The organism is Solwaraspora sp. WMMD792 (genome assembly GCF_029626105.1).
Lineage (GTDB): Bacteria > Actinomycetota > Actinomycetes > Mycobacteriales > Micromonosporaceae > Micromonospora_E.
Genome location: NZ_JARUBH010000009.1, coordinates 4,168,814 through 4,191,181, shown reverse-complemented (window position 1 = coordinate 4,191,181; position 22,368 = coordinate 4,168,814). Strand labels below are relative to the sequence as shown.

The following is a 22,368-nucleotide window of genomic DNA, read 5'->3' as shown; positions in this document are numbered from 1 at the left end:
GTAGGAATCCACCACAGGGAGAACGGGTGAACACCGACCAGTACACCATCGGCATCGACTTCGGCACCTTGTCCGGGCGGGCCGTCGTGGTCCGGGTCGCCGACGGCGCCGAAGCAGGCTCGGCGGTGCACGAGTACCGCAACGCCGTCATCGACCGGGCCCTGCCCACCAGCGGCAAACCGCTGCCGCCGGACTGGGCCCTGCAGGACCCGGAGGACTACCGGGACGTGCTGCGCCACGCCGTGCCGGCGGCACTCGCCGACGCCGGCGTGGATCCGGCACAGGTGATCGGCATCGCCACCGACTTCACCGCGTGCACGGTGCTGCCGACCCTGGCCGACGGCACCCCGCTGTGCCAGCTGCCCGAGCTGGCCGAGCGGCCGCACGCCTGGCCGAAGCTGTGGAAGCACCACTCGGCGCAGCCACAGGCCGACCGGATCAACGCCCTGGCCCACCAGCGCGGCGAGCCGTGGATCGGCCGGTACGGCGGCAAGATCTCCGCCGAGTGGCAGTTCGCCAAGGCGTTGCAGGTGCTGGAGGAGGACCCGGAGGTCTACTCCCGTACCGAGCGGTGGATCGAGGCCGCCGACTGGATCGTCTGGCAGCTGTGCGGCGCCGAGACCCGTAACGCCTGCACCGCCGGCTACAAGGGTATTTACCAGGACGGCCGGTACCCGGACCCGGCGTACCTGGCCGCGCTGCACCCCGACTTCGCCGACTTCGCGGCCACCCGGCTGGAACACCCGATCCTGCCGCTGGGCGCCCGGGCCGGCGGGTTGACCGCCGAGGCCGCCGGCTGGACCGGGCTGCCGGCCGGCATCGCGGTGGCCGTCGGCAACGTCGACGCGCACGTCACCCCGCCGGCGGCCGGCGCGGTCGCACCGGGACAGCTGCTCGCCGTGATGGGCACCTCGACCTGCCACGTGATGAACGGCACCGACCTGGTCGAGGTCCCGGGCATCTGCGGCGTCGTCGACGGCGGCATCACCGCCGGGGCGTACGGCTACGAGGCCGGCCAGTCCGGCGTCGGTGACATCTTCGCCTGGTTCGTCGACAACGGCGTACCGCCGGCGGTGCACGACGAGGCCGCGCGCCTCGGACTCAGCGTGCACGACCTGCTCACCCGGCAGGCCACCGAGCAGCCGGTCGGCGGGCACGGGCTGGTCGCCCTGGACTGGCACAGCGGCAACCGGTCGGTCCTGGTCGACCATCACCTGTCCGGGCTGATCGTCGGGCTGACCCTGGCGACCCGGCCGGACGAGATCTACCGGGCGCTGATCGAGGCGACCGCGTTCGGCACCCGGACCATCGTGGAGACGTTCGAACGGGCCGGGCTGCCGGTGACCGAGTTCGTCGTCGCCGGTGGGTTGAAACGAAACAAGCTGATCATGCAGATCTACGCCGACGTGCTGCGCCGGCCGGTCAGCGTGGCCAGCTCCGACCAGGCACCGGCGCTCGGTTCGGCGATCCACGCGGCGGTCGCCGCCGGGGCGTACCCGGACGTGGTCACCGCGGCAGGGGTGATGGGCGCGGTGGAGACCGCCGTCTACCGCCCCGACCCCGATGCCGCCGCCGGCTACGACCGGCTGTACGCCGAGTACCAGCTGCTGCACGACCACTTCGGCACCGGTGCCGACAAGGCGATGCACCGGCTGCGGGACATCCGCAACGCCGCGCTCGCCCGCTCCGACCGGGAGGTATCCGCCTGATGAGCACCACCGCCCGCGCAACGACCGCCGGCCCCGCAACGACCGCCGGCTCCGCCACCGACGTCGCAGCCACCGACGTGGCCGCCGAGATCACCCGGCTGCGTGCCGAGGTGTGCCGGCTGCACGAGCACCTGACCCGCTGGGGGCTGGTCACCTGGACCAGCGGCAACGTCTCGGCCCGGGTGCCCGGCGCCGACCTGCTGGTGATCAAGCCGTCCGGGGTCAGCTACGACGAGCTCACCCCGGCGCACATGGTCGTCACCGATCTCGACGGCTCGCTGGTCGAGGGCGACTACGCGCCGTCGAGCGACACCGAGGCACACGCGTACGTCTACCGGCACATGCCGCAGGTCGGCGGGGTGGTGCACACGCACAGCCCGTACGCCACCGCCTGGTCGGCACGCGGCGAACCGATCCCGTGCGCGGTGACCGCGATGGCCGACGAGTTCGGCGGCGAGATCCCGGTCGGGCCGTTCGCGTTGATCGGCTCCGACGCGATCGGCCGGGGCATCGTCGCGACGCTCACCGGACACCGGTCACCGGCGGTGCTGATGCGCCAGCACGGCCCGTTCACCATCGGCGCGACCGCGAAGGCGGCGGTGAAGGCGGCGGTGATGTGCGAGGACGTGGCCCGCACCATCCACCTGGCCCGCCAGCTCGGTCCGGTCGAGCCGCTGCCGCAGGCGGCGGTCGACGCGCTGTACGAGCGCTACCAGAACGTGTACGGCCAGCGGTGAACCGCAGCCGGCAGAGATTGTCCAGATGGGACCGAGAAGTGTGGCACAGGGGGGATCCGTGGTGATGGAGGCATCGATGCGGTCGGCGCAGGTGTGGTTTCTGACCGGCAGCCAGGGGCTGTACGGTCCGGAGACGTTGCAGCAGGTGGCTGAGCAGTCCCAGGAGATCGCCCGGCGGTTGGACGACGCCGACGGGCTGCCGGTCAAGATCGTCTGGCAGCCGGTGCTGACCAGCCCGGAGGAGATCCTGCGGGTCTGCCTCGCCGCCAACGCCGAACCCGGCGTGGTCGGGGTGGTCGCCTGGATGCACACGTTCTCCCCGGCGAAGATGTGGATCTCCGGCCTGGACGCGCTGCGCAAGCCGCTGCTGCACCTGCACACTCAGGCGAACGTGACGCTGCCGTGGGCCGAGATCGACATGGACTTCATGAACCTGAACCAGGCCGCGCACGGCGACCGCGAGTTCGGCTACGTGCAGACCCGGCTCGGGGTGGCCCGCAAGACCGTCGCCGGCCACGTCAGCGACCCCCGGGTCGTCGGCCGGATCGCCGGCTGGGCGCGGGCCGCGATCGGCCACACCGAGCTGCGGTCACTGAAGCTGGCCCGGTTCGGCGACAACATGCGCAACGTCGCGGTCACTGAAGGCGACAAGGTGGAGGCGCAGGTCCGGTTCGGCGTCTCGGTCAACACGTACGGGGTGAACGAGCTGGTCGAGGCGGTCGACGCGGTACCGGACCCCGACGTCAAGGTCCTTGTCGACGAGTACGAGCAGCGGTACCGGGTGGACCCGGCGTTGCGGGCCGGCGGCGACCGGCACGACTCGCTGCGCTACGCCGCCCGCATCGAGCTGGGTCTGCGCGGCTTCCTGACCGAGGGCGGCTTCCGGGCCTTCACCACCAACTTCGAGGACCTGGGCGGGCTGCGGCAGCTGCCCGGTCTGGCGGTGCAGCGGCTGATGGCCGACGGCTACGGCTTCGGTGGTGAGGGCGACTGGAAGACCGCCGTACTGGTGCGCACCCTCAAGGCCATGTCCGTCGGCGCCTCCGGTGGTACGTCGTTCATGGAGGACTACACCTACGACCTGACCCTTGGGCAGGAGCGGATCCTCGGGGCGCACATGCTGGAGGTCTGCCCGAGCATCGCCGCCGACACCCCGTCGTGTGAGATCCATCCGCTGAGCATCGGCGGCCGGGAGGACCCGGTGCGGTTGGTCTTCGATGCCGCACCCGGCCGGGCCGTCGTGCTCGGCATGGTCGACCTGGGCGAACGGTTCCGTCTGGTGGCCAACGAGATAGAGGTCGTGCCGCCGGCACAGCCGCTGCCGAAGTTGCCGGTGGCCCGGGCGGTGTGGCGCCCCGAGCCGGACCTGCCGACGTCGGCGGAGGCATGGCTGACCGCCGGCGGCCCGCACCACACCGTTCTCTCCCAGGCCGTCGGGGTGGACGAGTTGCACGACCTGGCCGAGATGACCGGCACCGAACTGGCGGTCATCGACGCCGACACCACGGTCCGGCGGTTCGCCGCCGAGCTGCGCTGGAGCCAGGCGTACCACCGGCTGGCCCGCGGCTTCTGACGCCTGCCGGTCCCGCTGCCCGGGTGCTGGCGCCCCGGGCAGCGGGACCGGCAGAGCCAAACCATGTGGGTTCCCTCGCCGCCGGGCATCGCTCAGCGGGCGGCCGGATGGCTCAGCGGCGGGACCGGACGCCGCGACCGGCCCACCAGACGACGCCGCCGACGGCGAAGACCACCAGCCCGGTGAGCACCGCCGTGCCGGGCAGGGTGGCGGCCAGCAGCAGACAACCGGCGATCCCGACGACCGGCACCGACCTCGGTAGCGCGCCCTCGTCGCGGCGCAGGGTCAGCGCGGCGGCGTTGGCCACCGCGTAATAGATCAGTACGCCGAACGACGAGAAGCCGATCGCCTCGCGCAGGTCGGCGACGCAGACCAGGGCGACCACCGCGACCCCGACCGCGATCTCCGCCCGGTGCGGCACCTGCCGACGTGGGTGCACGGCGTCCAGCCCGGCCGGCAGGTGCCGGCCCCGGGACATCGCGAACACGGTCCGGGACACCCCGAGGATCAACGCCAGCAGCGCGCCGAGCGCCGCCGTCGCCGCGCCGATCCGTACCACCGGGACCAACCAACCGGCACCGGCCTGCGACACGGCGGCGGCCAGCGGTGCCGGAGCGTCGGCCAGCCCGGCCGGGCCCAGGGCCCGCAGCGTGGCGATCGCGACCAGCGCGTACACCGTCAGGGCGATGCCCAGCGCGATCGGGATCGCCCGCGGGATGGTGCGCCGCGGGTCGCGGACCTCCTCGCCGAGGGTGGCGATCCGGGCGTAGCCGGCGAAGGCGAAGAAGAGCAGCCCGGCGCCCTGCAGCACCCCCCAACCGTCGACGGGTACGCCGCCCGCCGCACCGACGACCGGCCCGGTGCCGCCGAGCAGGCCGGCCACGACCACCGCCGCCAGCACCACCAGCACGACACCGACGATGATCCGGGTGGCCAGCGCCGACCGGTGTACGCCGAACAGGTTCAGCGCGGTGAGCGCGACCACCGCGGCGACCGCTACCGGCCGGGCGTACCCCGGTGCCAGGTAGCTGCCGACGGTGAGCGCCATCGCCGCGCACGAGGCGGTCTTGCCGACCACGAACCCCCAGCCGGCGAGGTGGCCCCAGAGGTCGCCGAGGCGTTGTCGGCCGTACACGTAGGTGCCGCCGGACTCCGGGTAGCGGGCGGCCAGCCGCGCCGACGACATCGCGTTGCAGTAGGCCACCACGGCGGCGACGCCGAGCGCGGCCAGCAGCCAGCCGCCGGCGGCGGCCGCCGCCGGGGCGAACGCGGCGAACACCCCGGCGCCGATCATCGCGCCGAGACCGACGACCACCGCGTCGCCGGTGCCGAGCCGACGGGCCAGACCGCCGGGCGACGGGTCGGTCGGGCTCACCGCACGGTAGTCGGACGCTGGTCGACCGGGCCGGCATCGCCTCCGGTGGCATCGGCCCGGTCACCGTCGCCGGCCGGCCGCCGCCGGTGGTGTGCCTCGCGCCGGGCCAGCCAGCCGAAACCGACCAGGGTCATCGCCGCGAAGATCCACCACTGGGCCACGTAGCCGCCGTTCTGCCAGCTGTTCTCGTGCCGGATCGGTACGGCGACGAAGACCGGGTCGGCCGGTGGGTCCTGCTGCTGCAGCAGCACGTAACCGCCGTAGATCGGGTAGGGCAACTCGGCGGCGAGCACCGGGGTGGCGATCCGCCGGGTCTGCAGCGTGCCGTCCTGGCGGGTCACCGAGCCGGACATCGGCTCCGGCTGGCGCAGCAGTCCGGTCACCCTCACCTCGCCGGTCGGCGCCGGCGGCACCGGCGGCGCGACGGCGAGCCCATTGTCGTCCGGCGGGATCCAGCCCCGGTCGACCAGCACTGCGGAACCGTCCGCCAGCACCAGCGGGGTGAGCACCTCGTACCCGACCCGGCTGTTCACCGTACGGCTGCGGACCAGCACGTGGTTGTCGCTGTCGTAGCGCCCGACGGCGGTCACCCTGGTCCAGGTGGCCGATTCCGGCGGCGCGTCGCCGGCCTGCCCGGGTGCCGGACCGGGGCGGCCGGCGGCCTGGGTCAGCTCGGCCGGGGTCTGCTGCCCGGCGGCGTCGATCCGGTCGTTGACCGCGCTGCGTTGGTGGTAGCGGTCGAGCTGCCAGTTTCCCAGCTGTACCATCACCGCCGCGGCGGCCAGGGCCACCGCGAGGTAGCCCAGCCACCGGGGCGTCAGCAGGAACCGGTACACATTGCGGAGACTACCGGGTATCGTCTTGCGGCTGTTCCACCGATGCCGCCGGTGGCGGTCCGGCCGACCCCACCGGGCGTCCGTCGGGCCCGGGACCGCCCGCCACCCGTACGTACAGAGGAGTCGCAGATGCCGTCCCTGCCCCGCCTGGTGGTGAGCGCCCCCGCGTCCGGCCACGGCAAGTCGTCGGTGGCGATCGGCCTGCTGGCCGCGCTGCGGCACCGAGGGCTGAGCACCGCCGGGCTGAAGGTCGGGCCGGACCACACCGACGCCGCGTACCTGGGCGCCGCCGCCGGGCGTCCGGGCCGCAACCTGGACCCGATGCTGGTGGGCTCCGGGCGGATCGGTCCGTTGCTGGCGCACGGTGCGGCCGGAGCCGACATCGCCGTGGTCGCCGGGGCGATGGGGCTGTTCGACGGTCTCGGTAGCCGACCGGACAGCCCGTCCACGGCCACCGTCGCCACCGCCGTGCGTGCCCCGGTGCTGCTGGTGGTGGACGCGGCGACGATGGGGCAGTCGGTGGGCGCGCTGGTGCACGGCTTCCGGGCGTACGACGAACTGCTCTGGCTCGGCGGGGTGATCCTCAACCGGGTCAGCTCGGCGCGGCACGAACAGGTGCTCCGTACCGCGTTGGACGAGATCGGCGTGCCGGTGCTCGGCGCGCTGCACCGGGGCGAACTGCCGGCGGGGATTCCGCGTCCGGCCGGGGTGGTGCCGGTCGCGCATCACAGCATCGACACGGTACGGCTGATCCGCCGGCTCGGTGAGGCGGTGGACGCGGCCGTCGACCTGGACCTGGTGCTGGCAATGGCCCGGTCAGCGCCGCCGCTGCCGGTGCCGGAGTGGACCGCCGGCGACGCGTTGGCGGCCGAGGCCGAGGCGGCCGGGGTGCCGCCGGCGCCGCCGCCGGCCCGGCGTCCGGTGATCGCGGTCGCCGGCACCGCTGAGCTGATCTACGGCTACGCGGAGACGGTCGAACTGCTCACCGCTGCCGGTGCCGCGGTGGTGCCGGTAGATCCGCTGCGGGACGAGTCGTTGCCGGAGGCGACGGCGGCGCTGGTGCTGCCCGGCGGGCTGCCGGAGACCTACCTGCCGGAGTTGTCGGCGAACCGGGCGTTGACCCTCGCGGTGGCCGACCTCGCCCGGTCCGGTCGGCCGGTGCTTGCCGAGGGGACCGGGCTGCTCTGGCTGGTCCGGGAGTGTGACGGGCGGCCGATGGGTGAGGTGTTCGACGCGGCGGCGTCGACCACCGACCGGATGATCGTCGGCTACCGGGAGGCGACGTCGCGGGCGGCCACCCCGGTCGCGCCGCTCGGCGGCCGACTGATCGGCTACAAGCAGCACCAGATGGTGGTTTCCCCGCGTGCCGGCCACACCCCCGCGTGGACCTGGGGCAACGGGGTGCCGGAGGGCTTCGTCTGGCGTCGGGTGCACGCCTCCCAGTTGACGCTGCACTGGGCGGGGGCGCCGGAGATCGCCCGGCGACTGGTGGTCGCCGCCGCCGACGGCCGTACCGGTGCGGGCTCCCCGGTCGGCCCGCCAGCGGGGGAGCCCGCACCGCATCCGCCGGTGCCGCCGCATCCGCCCGGTCCGCACCCGCCTGCACCGCATTCGGCAGCGCCGCATGCGTCCGTGCAGCATCCGCCTGGGCCACGGCCGCCGTCGGTCGGCGACGACGAGGACACCGAGCCGGTGCTGGTGGCCTCAGCCGACGATCTCGGCTGACGGCGGGGTGAACTGGCGTGGCGGCTTGCCCTTGAGGGCGTTCTTCAACGTGCCGGCGGCCGAGTCCACCGGCTTCTGCGACTGCCAGTCGCCGACCGCGTTGAACGGGTTGTCCGGGTCGGCGATGAAGCTGGCCACGGCGAGTTCCGGGGTGTAGCCGGTGAACCAGGCGGACCGGGTGCTGTCGGTGGTACCGGTCTTGCCGGCAACCGGCCGCCCGACCGCCTTGGCGACCCCTTCGGCGGTGGCCCAGCCGCCACAGCCGCCGGCGGCCGGGCGGTCACCGACCGGGCAGCGGGCGGCGTCGGTGGCGGCTCGGGCCACGTCCGGCGAGAAGGCCGCCCGGCAGCGCGGGGTTGCCACCTCGACGTCGACCCCGGTCAACGCCCGGTAGGTGACCGGGCTGCCGTCCGGGTTCTCCACCGCCAGCACCGGGGAGTCCTCGCAGTGGCTGCCGTCGGCGGCGATGGTGGCGTACGCGTTCGCCATCTCCAGCGGGGTCACGTCGGAGACGCCGAGGGTGAACGCACCCCACTTGCTGGCGTGCTCCGGTGAGGCGTTGCGCCGGTCGACGTCGGTGCGCCAACGCAGCCCGAGCCGCTCGGCCATCTGCACCGCCTTCTCCGCGCCGACCTGCTGCAGCAGCCAGACGAAGTAGGTGTTGACCGACTTACCGAACCCGGACCACATGTAGTGGAAACCGGCCATCGACCCGTCGGCGTTGCTCGGGCACCACCGTCCGCCGCAGCTGCTGGAGCCCTCGCCGCCGTCGTAGATGGAGTTGATCCGGTGCGGCGCGTTGAACCCGGAGCGCAACGGCATCCCGGCGTCCAGCGCGGCCAGCATGGTGAACATCTTGAAGGTCGAGCCGGCCTGGTACCCGGGCAGGTCGCCGCCGCCGAGCAGCGGTGTCACCGTGTTCGGGTAGTTGCCTTTGACCTTCTCCCGCAGGTTGGGGTTGGAGTGCTGTCCGTTGTCGGTCTGGTCGAGCGAGTAGACCCGGTTGACCGCCATCGCCTTGACCTGTCCGGTGCCGGGTTCGACCGCCACCAGGCCGTGCGCGAACGGGCTGCCGATCGACTCCCGGGAAGTGACCTGTTCCTGGGCGACCTTCTGGATGCCGGGGTCGAGGCTGGTGACGATCCGGTACCCGCCGGTACGCAGGTTGGCCAGCCGCTCGGACGGGCTGTCGCCGAACGCCTTCTGGCTCATCCACCAGGACTTGAGGTAGTCGCAGAAGAAGCCCCAGTCGTTGTGCTCCTGCGGCACCGACACGCACTCGTTCGGCGGGGTGCTCAGGTTGAGCCGGATCGGTTCGGCCTTGGCCTGCTCGGCCGCGACCGGGGAGAGGTAGCCCAGGTCGGCCATGCGGTCGATGACGTAGTTGCGCCGCTCGGTGGCCGCGGCCTGGTCCGATGTCGCCGGGTCGTACTCCGACGGTGCCTTGACCAGTCCGGCGATCAGCGCGGCCTCGCTGGCGGTCAGCGCCTTCGGGTGCTTGGAGAAGAAGATCTCCGCGGCGGCGTAGATGCCGTACGCCCGGTGACCGAAGTAGGCGGCGTTGAGGTACCGCTCCAGGATCTCCGGTTTGGACATCTGCTTCTCGAGCTCCATGGCGATCCGGATCTCCCGGATCTTGCGGCCGGGGGTCTGTGCCGTGGCCGCCTGCAGCTCCAACGGGTTCTGGGCGGTCTGCTGCAGGGCGAGCCGGACGTACTGCATGGTCAGTGTGGAGCCGCCCTGGGACACCCCGCCGGCCTGCTGGTTGGCGACGAACGCCCGGGCGACGCCCTTCGGGTCGACGCCGGAGTGCTGGTAGAACCGGTTGTCCTCGGAGGCGACGATGGCCTGCTGGATGAACGGCGACATCTCGGTCAGCGGTACGTACTTGCGGTGCTCCTCGTAGAACATCGTCACCAGGGTCTTGCCGTCGGCGGCGTAGACGTACGACGTCTGGGCGGGCTGGGCCTCGCGCAGCTCGCTGGGGATCTGGTCGATCGCCTTGGTGCTGGCGATGACGCCGAGACCGGCAACGGCGGCCATCGGGTACGCGGCGGCGGCGACCACGACACCGGCGATCAGACCGGCCCGGAGCAGTTGGACGAGGCGGCCACTGCGAGCTGGGTGGCGGGTGCGTTTCCTCACGGCCCAAAGCTAAGCCGGACAGCCACAAAAAGTGACCAAAAGGATTAAAACCATAAGACGAATCGTGTCACAAGCGTCACCCTTCGTCGATTTCATCCCGCCCGCCCGGCATGATCGCCACCATGCAGGAGTACGATCTCGGGCACCACGGCGACGTCGAGGCCACCGCCGGCCTGATCGACCTGGCGGTCAACGTCCGCGTCGGCGAACCGCCGCGCTGGCTGACCGAACCGGTCTCTGCCAGCCTGCGCGATCTCGCCCGCTACCCCGACCAGCGGGCCGCTGTCACGGCCGTCGCCGACCGGCACCGCCGGCCCGCCAGCGAGGTGCTGCTCACCGCCGGTGCCGCCCAGGGCTTCGTCCTGATCGCCCAGGGGCTGCGCGACGCCCGCCGCCCAGTGGTGGTGCACCCGCAGTTCACCGAGCCGGAAGCCGCGCTGCGCAACGCCGGGCACCGGGTCGACCGGGTGCTGCTGTCCGCCGACACCGGGTTCACCTTCGACCCCGCCCTCGTCCCGGCCGACGCGGACCTGGTGCTCATCGGCAACCCGACCAACCCGACGTCGGTGCTGCACCCCGCCGAGACGGTCGCCGCGCTCACCCGACCGGGCCGGGTCGTCGTCGTCGACGAGGCGTTCGCCGACACCACCTGCGCCGCCGGCGTACCGGGCGAACCGCAGTCGCTGGCCGACCGGCGCGACCTGCCCGGACTCGTCGTGGTGCGCAGCCTGACCAAGACCTGGGGACTGGCCGGGTTGCGGATCGGCTACCTGCTCGGCCCGGAGCCGCTGCTGCGCCGGCTCGCCACCGCGGCGCCGCTGTGGCCGGTCGCCACTCCGGCGCTGGTCGCCGCCGAGATGTGCGCCAGCCGCCGGGCGGTAGGCGCCGAACGCCGGTTCGCCGCCGCGCTCGCCGCCGAGCGCGCCCACCTGGTCCGACGGCTCGCCGAACTGCCCGGGGTCACCGTGGCCGGCACCCCGGCCAGCGCGTTCGTCCTGATCCACGTCGCCGGTGCGCAGCGGGTGCGGCACCGGCTGCGTGAGCGGGGCTATGCGGTACGCCGCGGCGACACCTTCCCCGGGCTGGGTGTCGACTGGCTGCGGATCGCGGTACGGGACACTGCCACCACCGACGCCTTCGTCTCCGTGTTGTCGACCGCCCTGGAGGACTGATGCCCGATGGTCGTGGAGGACTGATGCCCGACGGCTCTGGAGGTCCTGTGCCCGACGGCCCGACCGGCTCACTGATCGAGGCGACCCTGGCGCGGATCCGGCCACCGGACGGCGACGCGATGACGCAGGCCCGTGCACTGCACGCCCGGCTGACCAAGCCGGCCGGCTCACTCGGCGCGCTGGAGGAGCTCTCGGTACGGCTCGCCGGCCTCGCCGCGGCCTGCCCGCCACCGCTGCCCGAGCCCGGCGCGGTGGCCGTCTTCGCCGCCGACCACGGGGTGCACCGGCAGCGGGTCACCCCCTGGCCGCAGGAGGTCACCGCGCAGATGGTGGCCAACTTCCTGGCTGGCGGCGCGGTGGTGAACGCCTTCGCCCGCCAGATGGGGGCCAGCGTCACCGTGGTCGATGTGGGCGTGGCCGCGCCGCTGGAGCCCGCCGACGGGCTCGTGTCGGCCCGGGTACGCCCCGGCACCGCCGACCTGTGCAGCGGGCCGGCGATGACCGTCGACGAGGCCCGTACCGCCATCGAGGTGGGCATCCGGGTCGCCGGCGACCTGCACGACGGTGGCGCCGCCAGCCTGCTCACCGGTGACATGGGAATCGCCAACACCACTGCGGCGGCGGCCCTGATCGCCGGCTTCACCGGTGCGACGGCGGCTGACGTCACTGGCCGGGGCACCGGGGTCGACGAGCAGACGTACCAGCGGAAAGTGTCCGTGGTGGAGGCGGCGCTGCGCCGGCACCGGCCGGACCCGGCCGACCCGGTCGGGGTGCTGGCCGCGCTCGGCGGGCTGGAACACGCGGCGCTCTGCGGCTTCCTGCTCGGCGCCGCCGCCCGGCGGATCCCGGTGATCCTGGACGGGGTCAGCGCGGTGGCCGCCGCGCTGGCCGCGGCGGCCCTGGCCCCGCACACCACCGCCGCGATGGTCGCCGGGCACCGTTCGGTGGAGCCGGGGGCTACCGTTGGGCTGCGCCAGCTCGGCCTGCACCCACTGGTCGACCTGGAGCTGCGCCTGGGAGAGGGCACCGGCGCCCTGCTCGCCTGGCCGATGGTGGCCAGTGCGGTCCGGGTCCTGCACGAGGTGGCCACCTTCGACGCGGCGGGAGTTTCCGAGAAGTGAACCTTTACCCACTGGGACTGCGGCTGGACGGCCGGCGGGTGCTGGTGGTCGGCGGCGGCACGGTCGCCACCCGGCGGGTGCCGGCGTTGCTGGACGCCGGAGCCGACGTGCTCGTCGTCTCACCCGAGCTGACCCCGGCATTGCACGGCCTGGTCACCGCCGGTCGGCTGGGCTGGCGGCAGCGGCGGTTCCAGCCCGGTGACCTCGACGGGGCCTGGCTGGTCCAGGTCGCCGTCGACGACCCGGCGGCGGCGGCCGAAGTCAGCGCCGCCGCCGAGCCCCGGCGGGTGTTCTGCGTACGGGCCGACGACCGGACCGAGGCGACCGCCTGGACCCCGGCGGTGACCCGGCACGGCCCGGTGACCGTGGCGGTGCTCGGCGGCGGGGACCCGCAGCGGGCGGTCCGGGTCCGGGACGCGATCGACCAGCGGCTGGCCGACGGCACGATCCCGGTCGCCGGCACCGCCGGGGCGGCGCCGGCCGCCGCCGGCCCCGGCCCGACCGGCCGGGTGGTCCTGGTCGGCGCCGGCCCCGGTGACCCGGAACTGATCACCGTGAAGGGCCGCCGCGCGCTCGCCGAGGCCGACGTGGTGGTCGCCGACCGGCTGGTGCCGGGGCTGCTGCTGGACGAGCTGCCCGCCCGGGTCGAGCTGGTCGACGCCGCGAAGATCCCGTACGGCCCGGCTGCCGCCCAGGAGGAGATCAACCGGATTCTGGTGGACCGGGCCCGGGCCGGGTCCGTCGTGGTCCGGCTCAAGGGCGGTGACCCGTACGTCTTCGGCCGGGGCGGCGAGGAGCTGCTGGCCTGCGTCGAGGCGGGCGTACCGGTGTCGGTGGTGCCCGGCGTGAGCAGTTCGGTCGCGGCACCCGCCGCCGCCGGTATCCCGGTCACCCACCGAGGGGTGGCCCACGAGTTCACCGTGGTCTCCGGCCACCTGCCGCCGGGGCACCGGCTGTCGCTCGTCGACTGGCCGGCGCTCGCCCGGCTGCGCGGCACCCTGGTGGTGCTGATGGGGCTGAAGAACCTGCCGGCGATCGCCGAGACGCTGCTCGCCAACGGCCGTGGCGCGGACACCCCGGCGGCGGTGGTGCAGGAGGCGACCACCGGTGCCCAGCGGGCGCTGACGTCGACCCTGGGTGCCGTGGCCGGCGAGGCCGCCGCCGCCGGGCTGCGGCCGCCGGCCGTGGTGGTCGTCGGCGACGTGGTCGGCACGCTGGACGTGCCGACCGATCGAGCCGACCGGCCAACCGATCGAGCCGACCGGACCGAGGACTGAGCGGTCCGGCGCGCCGGGGGAGCGGCGCGCCGGACCGGCCCCGGTTTCAGAGCTTGAGCATGTCGTCCAGCAGCAGGGCGCACCGGATCAGCCCCAGATGGCTGTACGCCTGGGGATGGTTGCCCAGCCCGCGTTCGGCGAGCGGATCGTACTGCTCGGGCAGCAGACCGGTCGGGCCGGCGGTGTCGATCATCTGCTCGAACAGCTCTTCGGCGTCACCGCGCCGCCCGGTGCGCAGGTATGCCTCGATCAGCCAGGCGGTGCAGATGTGGAACCCGCCCTCCCGGCCGGGCAACCCGTCGTCCCACCGGTAGCGGTACACCACCGGGCCGCTGCGCAGGTCCGCCTCCACTTTGAGCACCGTGGCGAGGAACCGCGGGTCGTCGTCGGGCAGCAGCCCGGACAGCCCGATCCACAGCGAGGAGGCGTCCATCTCCTCGTCGCCGTAGGCGACCGTGTACGCGCCGGCCTTGGCGTGCCAGCCGTGTTCCAGCACGTTGCGGCCGATCCGGTCGCGCAGCTCGACCCAGTCCGGCCGTTCGCCGCCGCCGTGCCGGCCCGCCATCCGCAGCGCCCGGTCCACCGTCATCCAGCACATGACCTTGGAGAAGACATGGTGCCGGGGAGCGAGCCGGGCCTCCCACAGGCCGTGGTCCGGCTCGTGCCAGCGGCGTTCGACCGCCTGCACCATCGCCTCCAGCACCCGCCACTCGTCGTCGTGCACCGAACCACGGGCGTCGGCGACCACCGCGAGCAGGTCGGCGATCGGCCCGAACACGTCGAGCTGCAGCTGGTGGTTGGCCAGGTTGCCGACCCGCACCGGGCGGGAGCCGGCGTAGCCGGGGAGGGTGTCGATGACCGCCTCCGCGCCCAGCTCCAGTCCCTCCACCGTGTAGAGCGGGTGCAACCGCTCCGGGTGGCCGCCGGTGCGCTCGACGCAGCCGTCCACCCAGCGCAGGAACGCCTCGGCCTCGGCCAGCGAGCCGAGGTCGACCAACGCCCGGGCGCTCATCGCCGCGTCCCGCAGCCAGCAGTACCGGTAGTCCCAGTTGCGTACCCCGCCGAGCTCTTCGGGCAGTGAGGTGGTCGCGGCGGCGAGGATCGAGCCGGTTGCCTCGTGGCACAGCCCCCGCAGGGTGAGCGCGCTGCGGGCGACCAGCTCCCGGCCGGTGTTCGGCAGCTGCAGCTGCCGGACCCACTCCCGCCACGGCTGTTCTGCGGTGGACTGGCGCTGCTGCACGGTGACGGTGTGGTGTTCCAGGCTGTGCGAGCCGAACCGCAGCTCCATGGTGAGCATGCCGTCGAGCGCGGCCAGGTCGACCAGGGCGCGGGCGGTTTCCCGACCGCCGTCGTCGACGACCTTCCACTCCACCCCGGGGGAGTAGAGCGCCACCGGCTCGTTGGAGCCGAGCACCAGCAGCCCGTCACCGAGCGGCTGCAGCTGCACGGCCACCTGGCCGAACTCGGGGCGCGGGGCGAACTCCAGCTGTGCCTGCCCGGTGCCGGTGAGTACCCGGACCAGGGTGGAGTCGGCGCCCGGTAGCACCGTGTCGCCGGCGGAGGACTCGGCCGGCGGGTGGTCCAGCCAGTCGGTGACGGTCAGCCCCGACCAGCGGGTCTCCACGGTCATCGTGCCGGGCCGGTAGCGCTGCCCCAGCGGGAACCCGCCGCGGGCCGGTGCGACGGCGAAGTGCCCGGCCGGTGCGCCGCCGAGCAGATCGGCGAAGATCGCCGACGAGTCCGGCTTGGGATGGCACAGCCAGGTCACCTTGGCGTCCGGGGTGAGCAGCGCGATGGTCCGGCCGTTGGCCAGCATCGAGTGGCGCTCGATCGGCACCGCGTGCTCGCCGTAGAGCCAGTTGCGCCGGGTCTCCAGCAGGACGCCGAGCACCCGCGCGGCGTCGATCGGTTCGGCGACCCGGAACGCCGCCCGAGTGTCGCCGTCGCCGATCTTGATGCCGACGTCCGGGCCGTGCAGGTTGGCGAAGGCGCTCTCGTCGGTGATCGAGTCGCCGATGAACAGCACGCCGCTGGCCGACGTCTGGGTGCGGATCTGGTCCAGGGCGGTGCCCTTGTCGGTGGCGACCACCGACAGTTCGACGACTTCCTTGCCCTGGGTGACGGTGACGTCGGGCCAGGCGGCCGGTCCAGTGTTGACCGCCGCGACGACCGCCTCGGCGACCGCCGGATCGGCGCCCCGGGTGTGCACCGCGACGCTGGCCGGTTTGACCTCCAGCCGTACCCCGGGCTGGTCCTTGATCAGCTGCCGTAGCTCCCGCTTGAGCTGGGAGTGCACCTGCAGTTGCTCAGGGGCCAGCCGTTCGACGAAGCCGATGTCGAACTCGGACCCGTGGCTGCCGACCAGATGGACCTCGCTGGGCAGCCGGGAGAGCGCGGCGAGGTCGCGCAGCGCCCGGCTGGAGACCACCGCGACGGTGGTCTGTGGAAGCGCGGCCAGCGCCCGCACCGCCGCGACCGACTCCGGTAGCGGTACGGCTCGGGTCGGGTCCTCGACGATCGGTGCGAGGGTGCCGTCGTAGTCGCAGGCCACCAGCAGTATCGGCATCCGGGCGATCCGCCCGATCGCCGCGCGCAGCTCGGGATCGATCTGATCCGCGGCCGCGCGTACGTCCCCGTCAAGGACGGACGTTCTCATTCATTCCTCCGTCTCGGGCACACCGAGTTCTGTGAGGAAGGAGCGGGCCCAGTGGCCGACGTCATGGGTCCGCAGATGGCGCTGCATGATCCGCATCCGCCGCCGGGCCTCGGAACTGTCGACGTGCACCGCCCGCAACAGGGCATCCTTGACGCCGTCCGGGTCGTGCGGGTTGCACAGGAACGCTTGACGCAGCTCCGTTGCCGCGCCGGCGAACTCACTGAGCACGAGGGCACCGCCGGTGTCGGCGCGGGCCGCGACGTACTCCTTGGCCACCAGGTTCATTCCGTCTCGCAGTGGTGTCACCATCATCACATCGGCCGCGCGGTAGAGCGCGGCGAGTTCACTGCGACTGTACGACTGGTGCAGGTAGTGCACGGCGGGCACACCCACCCGGCCGAATTCACCATTAATCCGGCCAACTTCGCGCTCAACCTTGACCCGAAGTGCCTGGTAGTGCTCGACCCGCTCGCGGCTGGGGGTGGCAACCTGCACCATAACTGCGTCCGGAACTGTCAGCTTTCCGTCAGCAAGAAGTTCCCGGAACGCTTTCAGCCTGAGTTCGATCCCCTTGGTGTAGTCGAGCCGGTCCACCCCGAGGATCACCGTCTTCGGATCCCCCAGCTCGGCGCGGATCTGCTTGGCCCGCGCCTCCACCGTCGCGTCGTGCGCCATCCGTTCCATCTCCGGAACGTCGATCGAGATCGGGAAGGCACCCGCCTTGACCTTACGGCCGTCGACCTGGATCATCTGGCCCTCGTACCGCAGCCCGAGCAGGTGGCGGGCCAGCCGGACGAAGTTCTGCGCGGCCAGCCGCTGCTGGAAGCCGACCAGGTCGGCGCCGAGCAGTCCGCGCAGGATCTCGGCGCGCTGCGGCATCTGCATGAACAGCTCGATCGGCGGGAACGGGATGTGCAGGAAGAAGCCGATCCGCAGGTCCGGGCGGATCTCCCGGAGCATGGCCGGCACCAGTTGCAGCTGGTAGTCCTGCACCCACACCGTCGCACCCTCGTCGGCGACCTCCGCTGCCGCCTCGGCGAACCGGGCGTTGACCACCCGGTACGCCTCCCGCCAGCGGCGCTTGAACGCCGGCGTCTCGACCGCGTCGTGGTACAGCGGCCAGATGGTGGCGTTGGACTGACCTTCGTAGTACCGTTCCAGCTCTTCGGCGCTCAGCGGGACGGGGTGCAACCGGATGCCTTCGAGGTCGAAGGGCTCCGGTGCCGCACCGGCGCCACCGGCCCAGCCGACCCAGGTGCCCTGGTGCGCGGCGAGCACCGGGTGCAGGGCGGTCACCAGACCGCCGGGGCTGCGCCGCCACTGGCGACCTTCCGGCGTGGTCACCTCGTCCACCGGCAGGCGGTTGGCGACCACTACGAACGAGCTCCGAACCGTCACGTTCCGTACACCTCCGGTGATTACGGGACCGCCATGAGCGTACTGTGCGGGCCAGACGGGCGGACCCCCGTCCCCCTCTTGGTGCCCAGCTGATCAGGACATCGAAACCCGGCCGGGCGCAATGAGGCAGGTAACACTGGCGCGAAGATCCCGGCCGTCCGGTGGGGTGAGGTGCGGCTGGGGCGTTGGACCTGTCAGGATTGACAACGGCGTACGCACCGATCGGACCGTCGTACCGCGCACGACCGCGTACCGCGTACCACCCGCAGCCGCTCCGGTCGGTGCCGGCGGCCGGTACGCGGGGTCGTGACCTGCCCGTACCGACGGGTCCCACGAGAGTTCTGGAGGTAGGCCGCACCGTGGCCCAGTTCATCTACGTCCTGGAAAAGGCGCGCAAGGCGCACGGCGACAAGGTCGTGCTGGACAACGTGACGCTCAACTTCCTGCCGGGTGCCAAGATCGGTGTGGTCGGCCCGAACGGCGCCGGCAAGTCCAGCCTGCTGAAGATCATGGCGGGCATGGACCGGCCGAGCAACGGCGACGCCCGGCTGATGCCCGGCTACACCGTCGGCATGCTCGCTCAGGAACCGCCGCTCAACGACGCGAAGACGGTGCTCGGCAACATCGAGGAGGCGGTCGCCGAGACCAAGGCGAAGCTGGAGCGGTTCAACAAGATCGCCGAGCAGATGGCCACCGACTACTCCGACGAGCTGATGACCGAGATGGGTCAGCTGCAGGAGGAGCTGGACCACGCTGACGCCTGGGACATCGACTCCAAGCTCGAACTCGCGATGGACGCGCTGCGCTGCCCGCCACCGGACGCCGAGGTGACCCAGCTCTCCGGCGGCGAGCGGCGACGCGTCGCGCTGTGCAAACTGCTGCTGGAGGCGCCGGACCTGCTGCTGCTCGACGAGCCCACCAACCACCTGGACGCGGAGAGCGTGCACTGGCTGGAGCAGCACCTGGCCAAGTACGCCGGCACCGTCATGGCGATCACCCACGACCGCTACTTCCTGGACAACGTCGCCAACTGGATCCTCGAGCTGGACCGCGGCCGGACCTATCCGTACGAGGGCAACTACTCCACGTACCTGGAGAAGAAGGCCGCCCGGCTGGCGGTCGAGGGTCGTCGCGACGCCAAGCTGAAGAAGCGCCTCGGCGAGGAGCTGGAATGGGTCCGGTCCAACGCCAAGGCGCGCCAGACCAAGTCCCGGGCCCGGCTGGACCGCTACGAGGAGATGGCCAGCGAAGCGGAGAAGACCCGCAAGCTGGACTTCGAGGAGATCCAGATCCCGCCGGGGCCGCGGCTGGGCAACACCGTCATCGAGGCGGTGAACCTGAAGAAGGGCTTCGGCGACCGGGTCCTGATCGACGACCTGAGCTTCTCGCTGCCGCGCAACGGCATCGTCGGCATCATCGGTCCGAACGGCGTCGGTAAGACCACGCTGTTCAAGACGATCGTCGGGCTGGAGCAGCCGGACAGCGGCCAGGTCCGGGTCGGCGAGACGGTGCAGCTGTCGTACGTCGACCAGAACCGCTCCGGCCTGGACAGCAGCAAGACGGTCTGGGAGGTGGTCTCCGACGGGCTGGACCACCTGATGGTCGGCAAGGTCGAGATGCCGTCCCGGGCGTACGTGGCCGCGTTCGGCTTCAAGGGCCCCGACCAGCAGAAGCCGACCAAGGTGCTGTCCGGTGGTGAACGTAACCGGCTCAACCTGGCGCTCACCCTGAAGATCGGCGGCAACGTCATCCTGCTCGACGAGCCGACCAACGACCTCGACGTGGAGACGCTGTCCAGCCTGGAGAACGCGTTGCTGGAGTTCCCCGGCTGCGCCGTGGTCATCTCCCACGACCGGATGTTCCTGGACCGGGTCGCCACGCACATCCTGGCCTGGGAGGGCGACGACACCAACCCGGCGAAGTGGTTCTGGTTCGAGGGCAACTTCGAGGCGTACGAGAAGAACAAGATCGACCGGCTCGGCGCGGAAGCGGCCCGGCCGCACCGGGTGACCTACCGCAAGCTGACCCGTGACTGATGCGGCACTGGCCGGGGGCTCGTCGACGACCGGCGAGGTCCCGGCCGCCGGCGGTGGCCAGCGCTACACGTTCCACGCCGCGCTGCGCTGGTCCGACCTCGACGCGTACGGGCACGTCAACAACGCCCGGTTCCTGACGCTGTACGAGGAGGCCCGGGTCGCGTTGATGTTCTCCGGCGGGCGGGCCTGGGGCGTCGGTTCGTTCGCCGACGGCGTGCTGATCCACCGGCACGAGGTCGACTACCTGCGCCCGGTCGACTACCGGATGGGCCGGTCGACCGCCGATCAGGCACCGGCCGTCCGGATCGAACTCTGGATCGAACAGGTCCGTCCGTCGCGGTTCACGGTCGCCTACGAGATGTTCGACGGCGACCTGCTGGTCAGCCGGGCCCGTTCGGTGCTGGTGCCGTTCGACCTGGAGCAGGGGCGGCCGCGCCGGCTGACCGAGGCGGAGCGGGCCTTCCTGCTGCCGTACGTCCGACCGGCCGCCGCCGAGGCATGATGGCCGGCCGGACGCCCCGGGCCGACTCGGCGTCGGCCGGTCACCGGCTGACCGGGCTGGCCGACGCCGGCGCGTTCCTGGCCCGGCTGGTACGGCTGGACCCCGGCGCACCGGTGCGGCTGCGGTCGGTCGGTCGGGACCACACCGAGCTCTGGGCCCGCCTGCCGTGGGCGGTCCTGGTGCAGCGGACCGTGGCGGGGCCCGGCCCGGGGGACGCCACGGTGTCCGCCGCGGAGCTGCTGGCCCGGCTGACGGCGGTCTCCACCGGGCTGCCGCCGCGCCGGGACAGCGCGTGGCGGTGGCCGTTGCCGCCCGGCCCGGCGCGGGTCGTCGAGGTGGTGCCGGCGGCCGATCTGCGACGGGTCGCGGTGGCGGCGGCCGGCACCCTGCGGGCCGCCGAGACGCAGGGCGTCGGTGGACGGGCAGTGGGCCAGCGGGCGGTACGGGACGCCCTGCTCGACCACGTGGCCGTGGTGGTGACCGTCGACGGTCCGATCGGCGAGCGGATCGAGATCCGCCAGGGGCTGGTGCAGGCGGTGGCCCGGATGGGGTTCCTCGGCACGACCGAGGGGCCGGTCGGTCGGCCGGAGCCGGTCGACTGTCGGGACCGGACCGACCTGCCGGGCCGCCCCGTGGATCCACTGCAGTCGGTGGTACGGGTCGGGACAGTAGGCAATTGGGTAGCACTTGATGCGCCGTTCGGGGCGGCCTGGACACAAAGAGTTAACAATCTTGCACTCACGCCGACGATCACTCAGCCGAAAGTATGATGCTCCCTCATCCCTCTGGTTCGGGGGGTCCGTTGGGGGGGTGCCTAGGAACGGCTATCCGGGTACCGTCGGGCCTCGGATCCGACGCAACGTAGGCGCCCGGATCCGCTGGGGAGTGAGGTGCGGATAATGCCATGGTGGTCGTGGCGCTCCGGTCACGCAGATGGCGGTGAGCCGGATACCCGAAGCAGGACCGGAGTGGACAGCGGTGTCCGGCTTGGCCCGCCCGCGCCACGAACGCCGGAGCAGACGCCCCGGTCGTCGTCGGCTGAACTCGGGCCGACCAGGCCGGTAGGGCCGTCCTGCCCGATCTCGTCGCCGGCCGCGGCGGCGGGCAAGGAATTATCGCCGCAGGTGGTGCCGGTGACCCTCCGCCGGATCGGCACCGCACTGGACATGTTGGACATCCGGTATCTCGCGGACGGCGACGGCAGCCTGCTGGCCATGTGGGAGCGGCACGCCGTCCTGTTCACCCTCGAAGGGCCGGAGGACGAGATCCTGGTGGTCCGCGCCCGACCGCACTCCACCGTGCCACCCGACTGGGCCGACCGTGCCTACCGGGTGGTCAACGAGTGGAACCACACCAGACGGTTCTGCAAGGCGTACGTCGGCGACCCCACCGACCGTGGCCAGTTGCCCATCTACGCCGAGCTGCAGGTCCCACTCGCCGCCGGAGCCAACGACGCGCTGCTTGTCGAACTGCTGGACTGCGGAGCGGCCGTGGCGACCAGTTTCGTCGACTGGCTGCACGACGAGGGCGCCCTGCTCTGACGGCCGGTCAGCCGCTGGCCAGGTCGCGCCGGGGCGGATCGGACGGGTCCATCTCGTTCACCATGAAGTAGGCGGCACGCTCCAGGTAGTCCCAGAGCACCCCGGCGAGCTCCGGATGCAGGTCCAGCCGGTCGACCGCCCGGCGCATGTGGGTCAACCAGGCGTCCCGCTCCGCCGGACCGATCCGGAACGGTGCGTGCCGCATCCGCAGCCGGGGGTGTCCACGCTGCTCGGAGTACGTGCCGGGGCCGCCCCAGTACTGCATCAGGAACAGGGTCAGTCGCTCCGCGGCCGGCCCCAGATCCTGCTCCGGGTACATCGGGCGGAGCAGCGGATCAGTGGCGACGCCGGCATAGAACTCGTCGACGAGCCGGCGGAAGGCGGGTTCCCCGCCGATGGCGGCGAAGAAGGTCGGGGCGGGACCGCCGGCCGCGGGCGCCGCGCCGGCCGAGTCGTTGGCAGGATCTGACGCTGTCACCACTCCATCCTGCCAGCCGGTCCGCGCCCGGCGGTCCCCGGTGCGGCATGGTGCGGCATGGTGCGGCGTGGTGCGGCGTGGTGCGGC

The 22,368-nt window shown here is 72.5% G+C and carries 16 protein-coding genes and 1 pseudogene; 11 read left to right on the top strand and 6 right to left on the bottom strand.

Going from position 1 to position 22,368, the window contains the following annotated elements:
- Positions 1–26 precede the first annotated feature (26 nt).
- The 3 genes from araB to araA all read left to right on the top strand — a co-directional run bounded on the left by araB (position 27) and on the right by araA (position 4,019).
- Positions 27–1,709: a ribulokinase gene (gene araB / locus O7629_RS19815; protein WP_278170947.1), complete on the top strand. Its 1,683-nt coding sequence runs from the start codon at positions 27–29 to the stop codon at positions 1,707–1,709.
- Between the two features lie 77 nt (positions 1,710–1,786).
- A complete protein-coding gene (locus O7629_RS19810) occupies positions 1,787–2,446 on the top strand; it encodes an L-ribulose-5-phosphate 4-epimerase (RefSeq protein ID WP_278174598.1) in 660 nt (219 codons plus the stop codon).
- Positions 2,447–2,522: 76 nt separating this feature from the next.
- Positions 2,523–4,019, top strand: a complete 1,497-nt coding sequence (gene araA / locus O7629_RS19805; protein WP_278170946.1) for an L-arabinose isomerase — start codon at positions 2,523–2,525, stop codon at positions 4,017–4,019.
- Between the two features lie 112 nt (positions 4,020–4,131).
- Here araA and O7629_RS19800 read toward each other — a convergent pair whose 3' ends face one another.
- Together O7629_RS19800 and O7629_RS19795 are read right to left on the bottom strand one after the other, a co-directional pair.
- Positions 4,132–5,394 carry an APC family permease gene (locus O7629_RS19800; protein ID WP_278170942.1) on the bottom strand — a complete coding sequence of 421 codons (1,263 nt, stop codon included), beginning with the start codon at positions 5,392–5,394 and terminating at the stop codon, positions 4,132–4,134.
- Positions 5,391–6,230 carry an SURF1 family protein gene (locus O7629_RS19795; RefSeq protein WP_278170941.1) on the bottom strand — a complete coding sequence of 280 codons (840 nt, stop codon included), beginning with the start codon at positions 6,228–6,230 and terminating at the stop codon, positions 5,391–5,393. Before O7629_RS19795 ends, O7629_RS19800 begins: the two co-directional genes overlap by 4 nt.
- A 129-nt stretch (positions 6,231–6,359) precedes the next feature.
- Between O7629_RS19795 and O7629_RS19790 the strand changes: the two genes are divergently transcribed.
- Positions 6,360–7,955, top strand: a complete 1,596-nt coding sequence (locus O7629_RS19790; RefSeq protein WP_278170940.1) for a cobyrinate a,c-diamide synthase — start codon at positions 6,360–6,362, stop codon at positions 7,953–7,955.
- Here O7629_RS19790 and O7629_RS19785 read toward each other — a convergent pair.
- Positions 7,935–9,998, bottom strand: a complete 2,064-nt coding sequence (locus O7629_RS19785; RefSeq protein ID WP_278174597.1) for a transglycosylase domain-containing protein — start codon at positions 9,996–9,998, stop codon at positions 7,935–7,937. The two genes, O7629_RS19790 and O7629_RS19785, sit on opposite strands and share 21 nt — an antisense overlap.
- 188 nt (positions 9,999–10,186) lie before the next feature.
- On the opposite strand from O7629_RS19785, the pseudogene cobC reads away from it, so the two are divergent.
- The 3 genes and pseudogenes from cobC to cobA all read left to right on the top strand — a co-directional run.
- Positions 10,187–11,272: pseudogene (cobC, locus tag O7629_RS19780) on the top strand (Rv2231c family pyridoxal phosphate-dependent protein CobC); the annotation flags it as partial.
- A 71-nt stretch (positions 11,273–11,343) separates the two neighbouring features.
- Positions 11,344–12,393 carry a nicotinate-nucleotide--dimethylbenzimidazole phosphoribosyltransferase gene (gene cobT / locus O7629_RS19775; RefSeq protein ID WP_278174596.1) on the top strand — a complete coding sequence of 350 codons (1,050 nt, stop codon included), beginning with the start codon at positions 11,344–11,346 and terminating at the stop codon, positions 12,391–12,393.
- Complete coding sequence (gene cobA / locus O7629_RS19770; RefSeq protein WP_278170939.1) at positions 12,390–13,670, top strand: uroporphyrinogen-III C-methyltransferase; 1,281 nt, start codon at positions 12,390–12,392, stop codon at positions 13,668–13,670. Before cobT ends, cobA begins: the two co-directional genes overlap by 4 nt.
- A gap of 46 nt (positions 13,671–13,716) precedes the next feature.
- Here the strand turns inward: cobA and otsB are convergent, their stop codons facing one another.
- Together otsB and O7629_RS19760 are read right to left on the bottom strand one after the other, a co-directional pair.
- Positions 13,717–16,326: a trehalose-phosphatase gene (gene otsB / locus O7629_RS19765; RefSeq protein ID WP_278170938.1), complete on the bottom strand. Its 2,610-nt coding sequence runs from the start codon at positions 16,324–16,326 to the stop codon at positions 13,717–13,719.
- Positions 16,327–17,724, bottom strand: coding sequence for a trehalose-6-phosphate synthase (locus O7629_RS19760; protein WP_123603184.1), 1,398 nt, complete (start codon positions 17,722–17,724; stop codon positions 16,327–16,329).
- A gap of 359 nt (positions 17,725–18,083) precedes the next feature.
- Here O7629_RS19760 and ettA point away from each other — a divergent pair, with 359 nt between their 5' ends.
- The 4 genes from ettA (at position 18,084) to O7629_RS19740 (ending at position 21,803) form a co-directional block, all read left to right on the top strand.
- Positions 18,084–19,760: an energy-dependent translational throttle protein EttA gene (ettA, locus tag O7629_RS19755; RefSeq protein WP_278170936.1), complete on the top strand. Its 1,677-nt coding sequence runs from the start codon at positions 18,084–18,086 to the stop codon at positions 19,758–19,760.
- 82 nt (positions 19,761–19,842) lie between these two features.
- Positions 19,843–20,262, top strand: a complete 420-nt coding sequence (locus O7629_RS19750) for a thioesterase family protein (RefSeq protein WP_278174595.1) — start codon at positions 19,843–19,845, stop codon at positions 20,260–20,262.
- Entirely contained in the window at positions 20,262–21,032 is a 771-nt protein-coding gene (locus tag O7629_RS19745) for a hypothetical protein (RefSeq protein ID WP_278170935.1), read from the top strand. The genes O7629_RS19750 and O7629_RS19745 overlap by 1 nt, the downstream gene beginning before the upstream one ends.
- A gap of 129 nt (positions 21,033–21,161) precedes the next feature.
- A complete protein-coding gene (locus O7629_RS19740; RefSeq protein ID WP_278170934.1) occupies positions 21,162–21,803 on the top strand; it encodes a YbjN domain-containing protein in 642 nt (213 codons plus the stop codon).
- Between the two features lie 7 nt (positions 21,804–21,810).
- On the opposite strand, the gene O7629_RS19735 is transcribed toward O7629_RS19740, so the two are convergent.
- Positions 21,811–22,284 (bottom strand): globin, encoded by a 474-nt coding sequence (locus O7629_RS19735; RefSeq protein WP_278170932.1) that lies wholly within the window; start codon positions 22,282–22,284, stop codon positions 21,811–21,813.
- Between the last annotated feature and the right edge of the window lie 84 nt (positions 22,285–22,368).

Bases quoted from the DNA above. Each gene is read 5' to 3' on its own strand.
- araA (WP_278170946.1), top strand. From the start codon at position 2,523: ATGCGGTCGGCGCAGGTGTGGTTTCTGACCGGCAGCCAGGGGCTGTAC.
- O7629_RS19790 (WP_278170940.1), top strand. From the start codon at position 6,360: ATGCCGTCCCTGCCCCGCCTGGTGGTGAGCGCCCCCGCGTCCGGCCAC.
- O7629_RS19785 (WP_278174597.1), bottom strand. From the start codon at position 9,998: ATGGCCGCCGTTGCCGGTCTCGGCGTCATCGCCAGCACCAAGGCGATC.
- otsB (WP_278170938.1), bottom strand. From the start codon at position 16,326: ATGAGAACGTCCGTCCTTGACGGGGACGTACGCGCGGCCGCGGATCAG.
- O7629_RS19745 (WP_278170935.1), top strand. From the start codon at position 20,262: ATGGCCGGCCGGACGCCCCGGGCCGACTCGGCGTCGGCCGGTCACCGG.
- O7629_RS19740 (WP_278170934.1), top strand. From the start codon at position 21,162: ATGCCATGGTGGTCGTGGCGCTCCGGTCACGCAGATGGCGGTGAGCCG.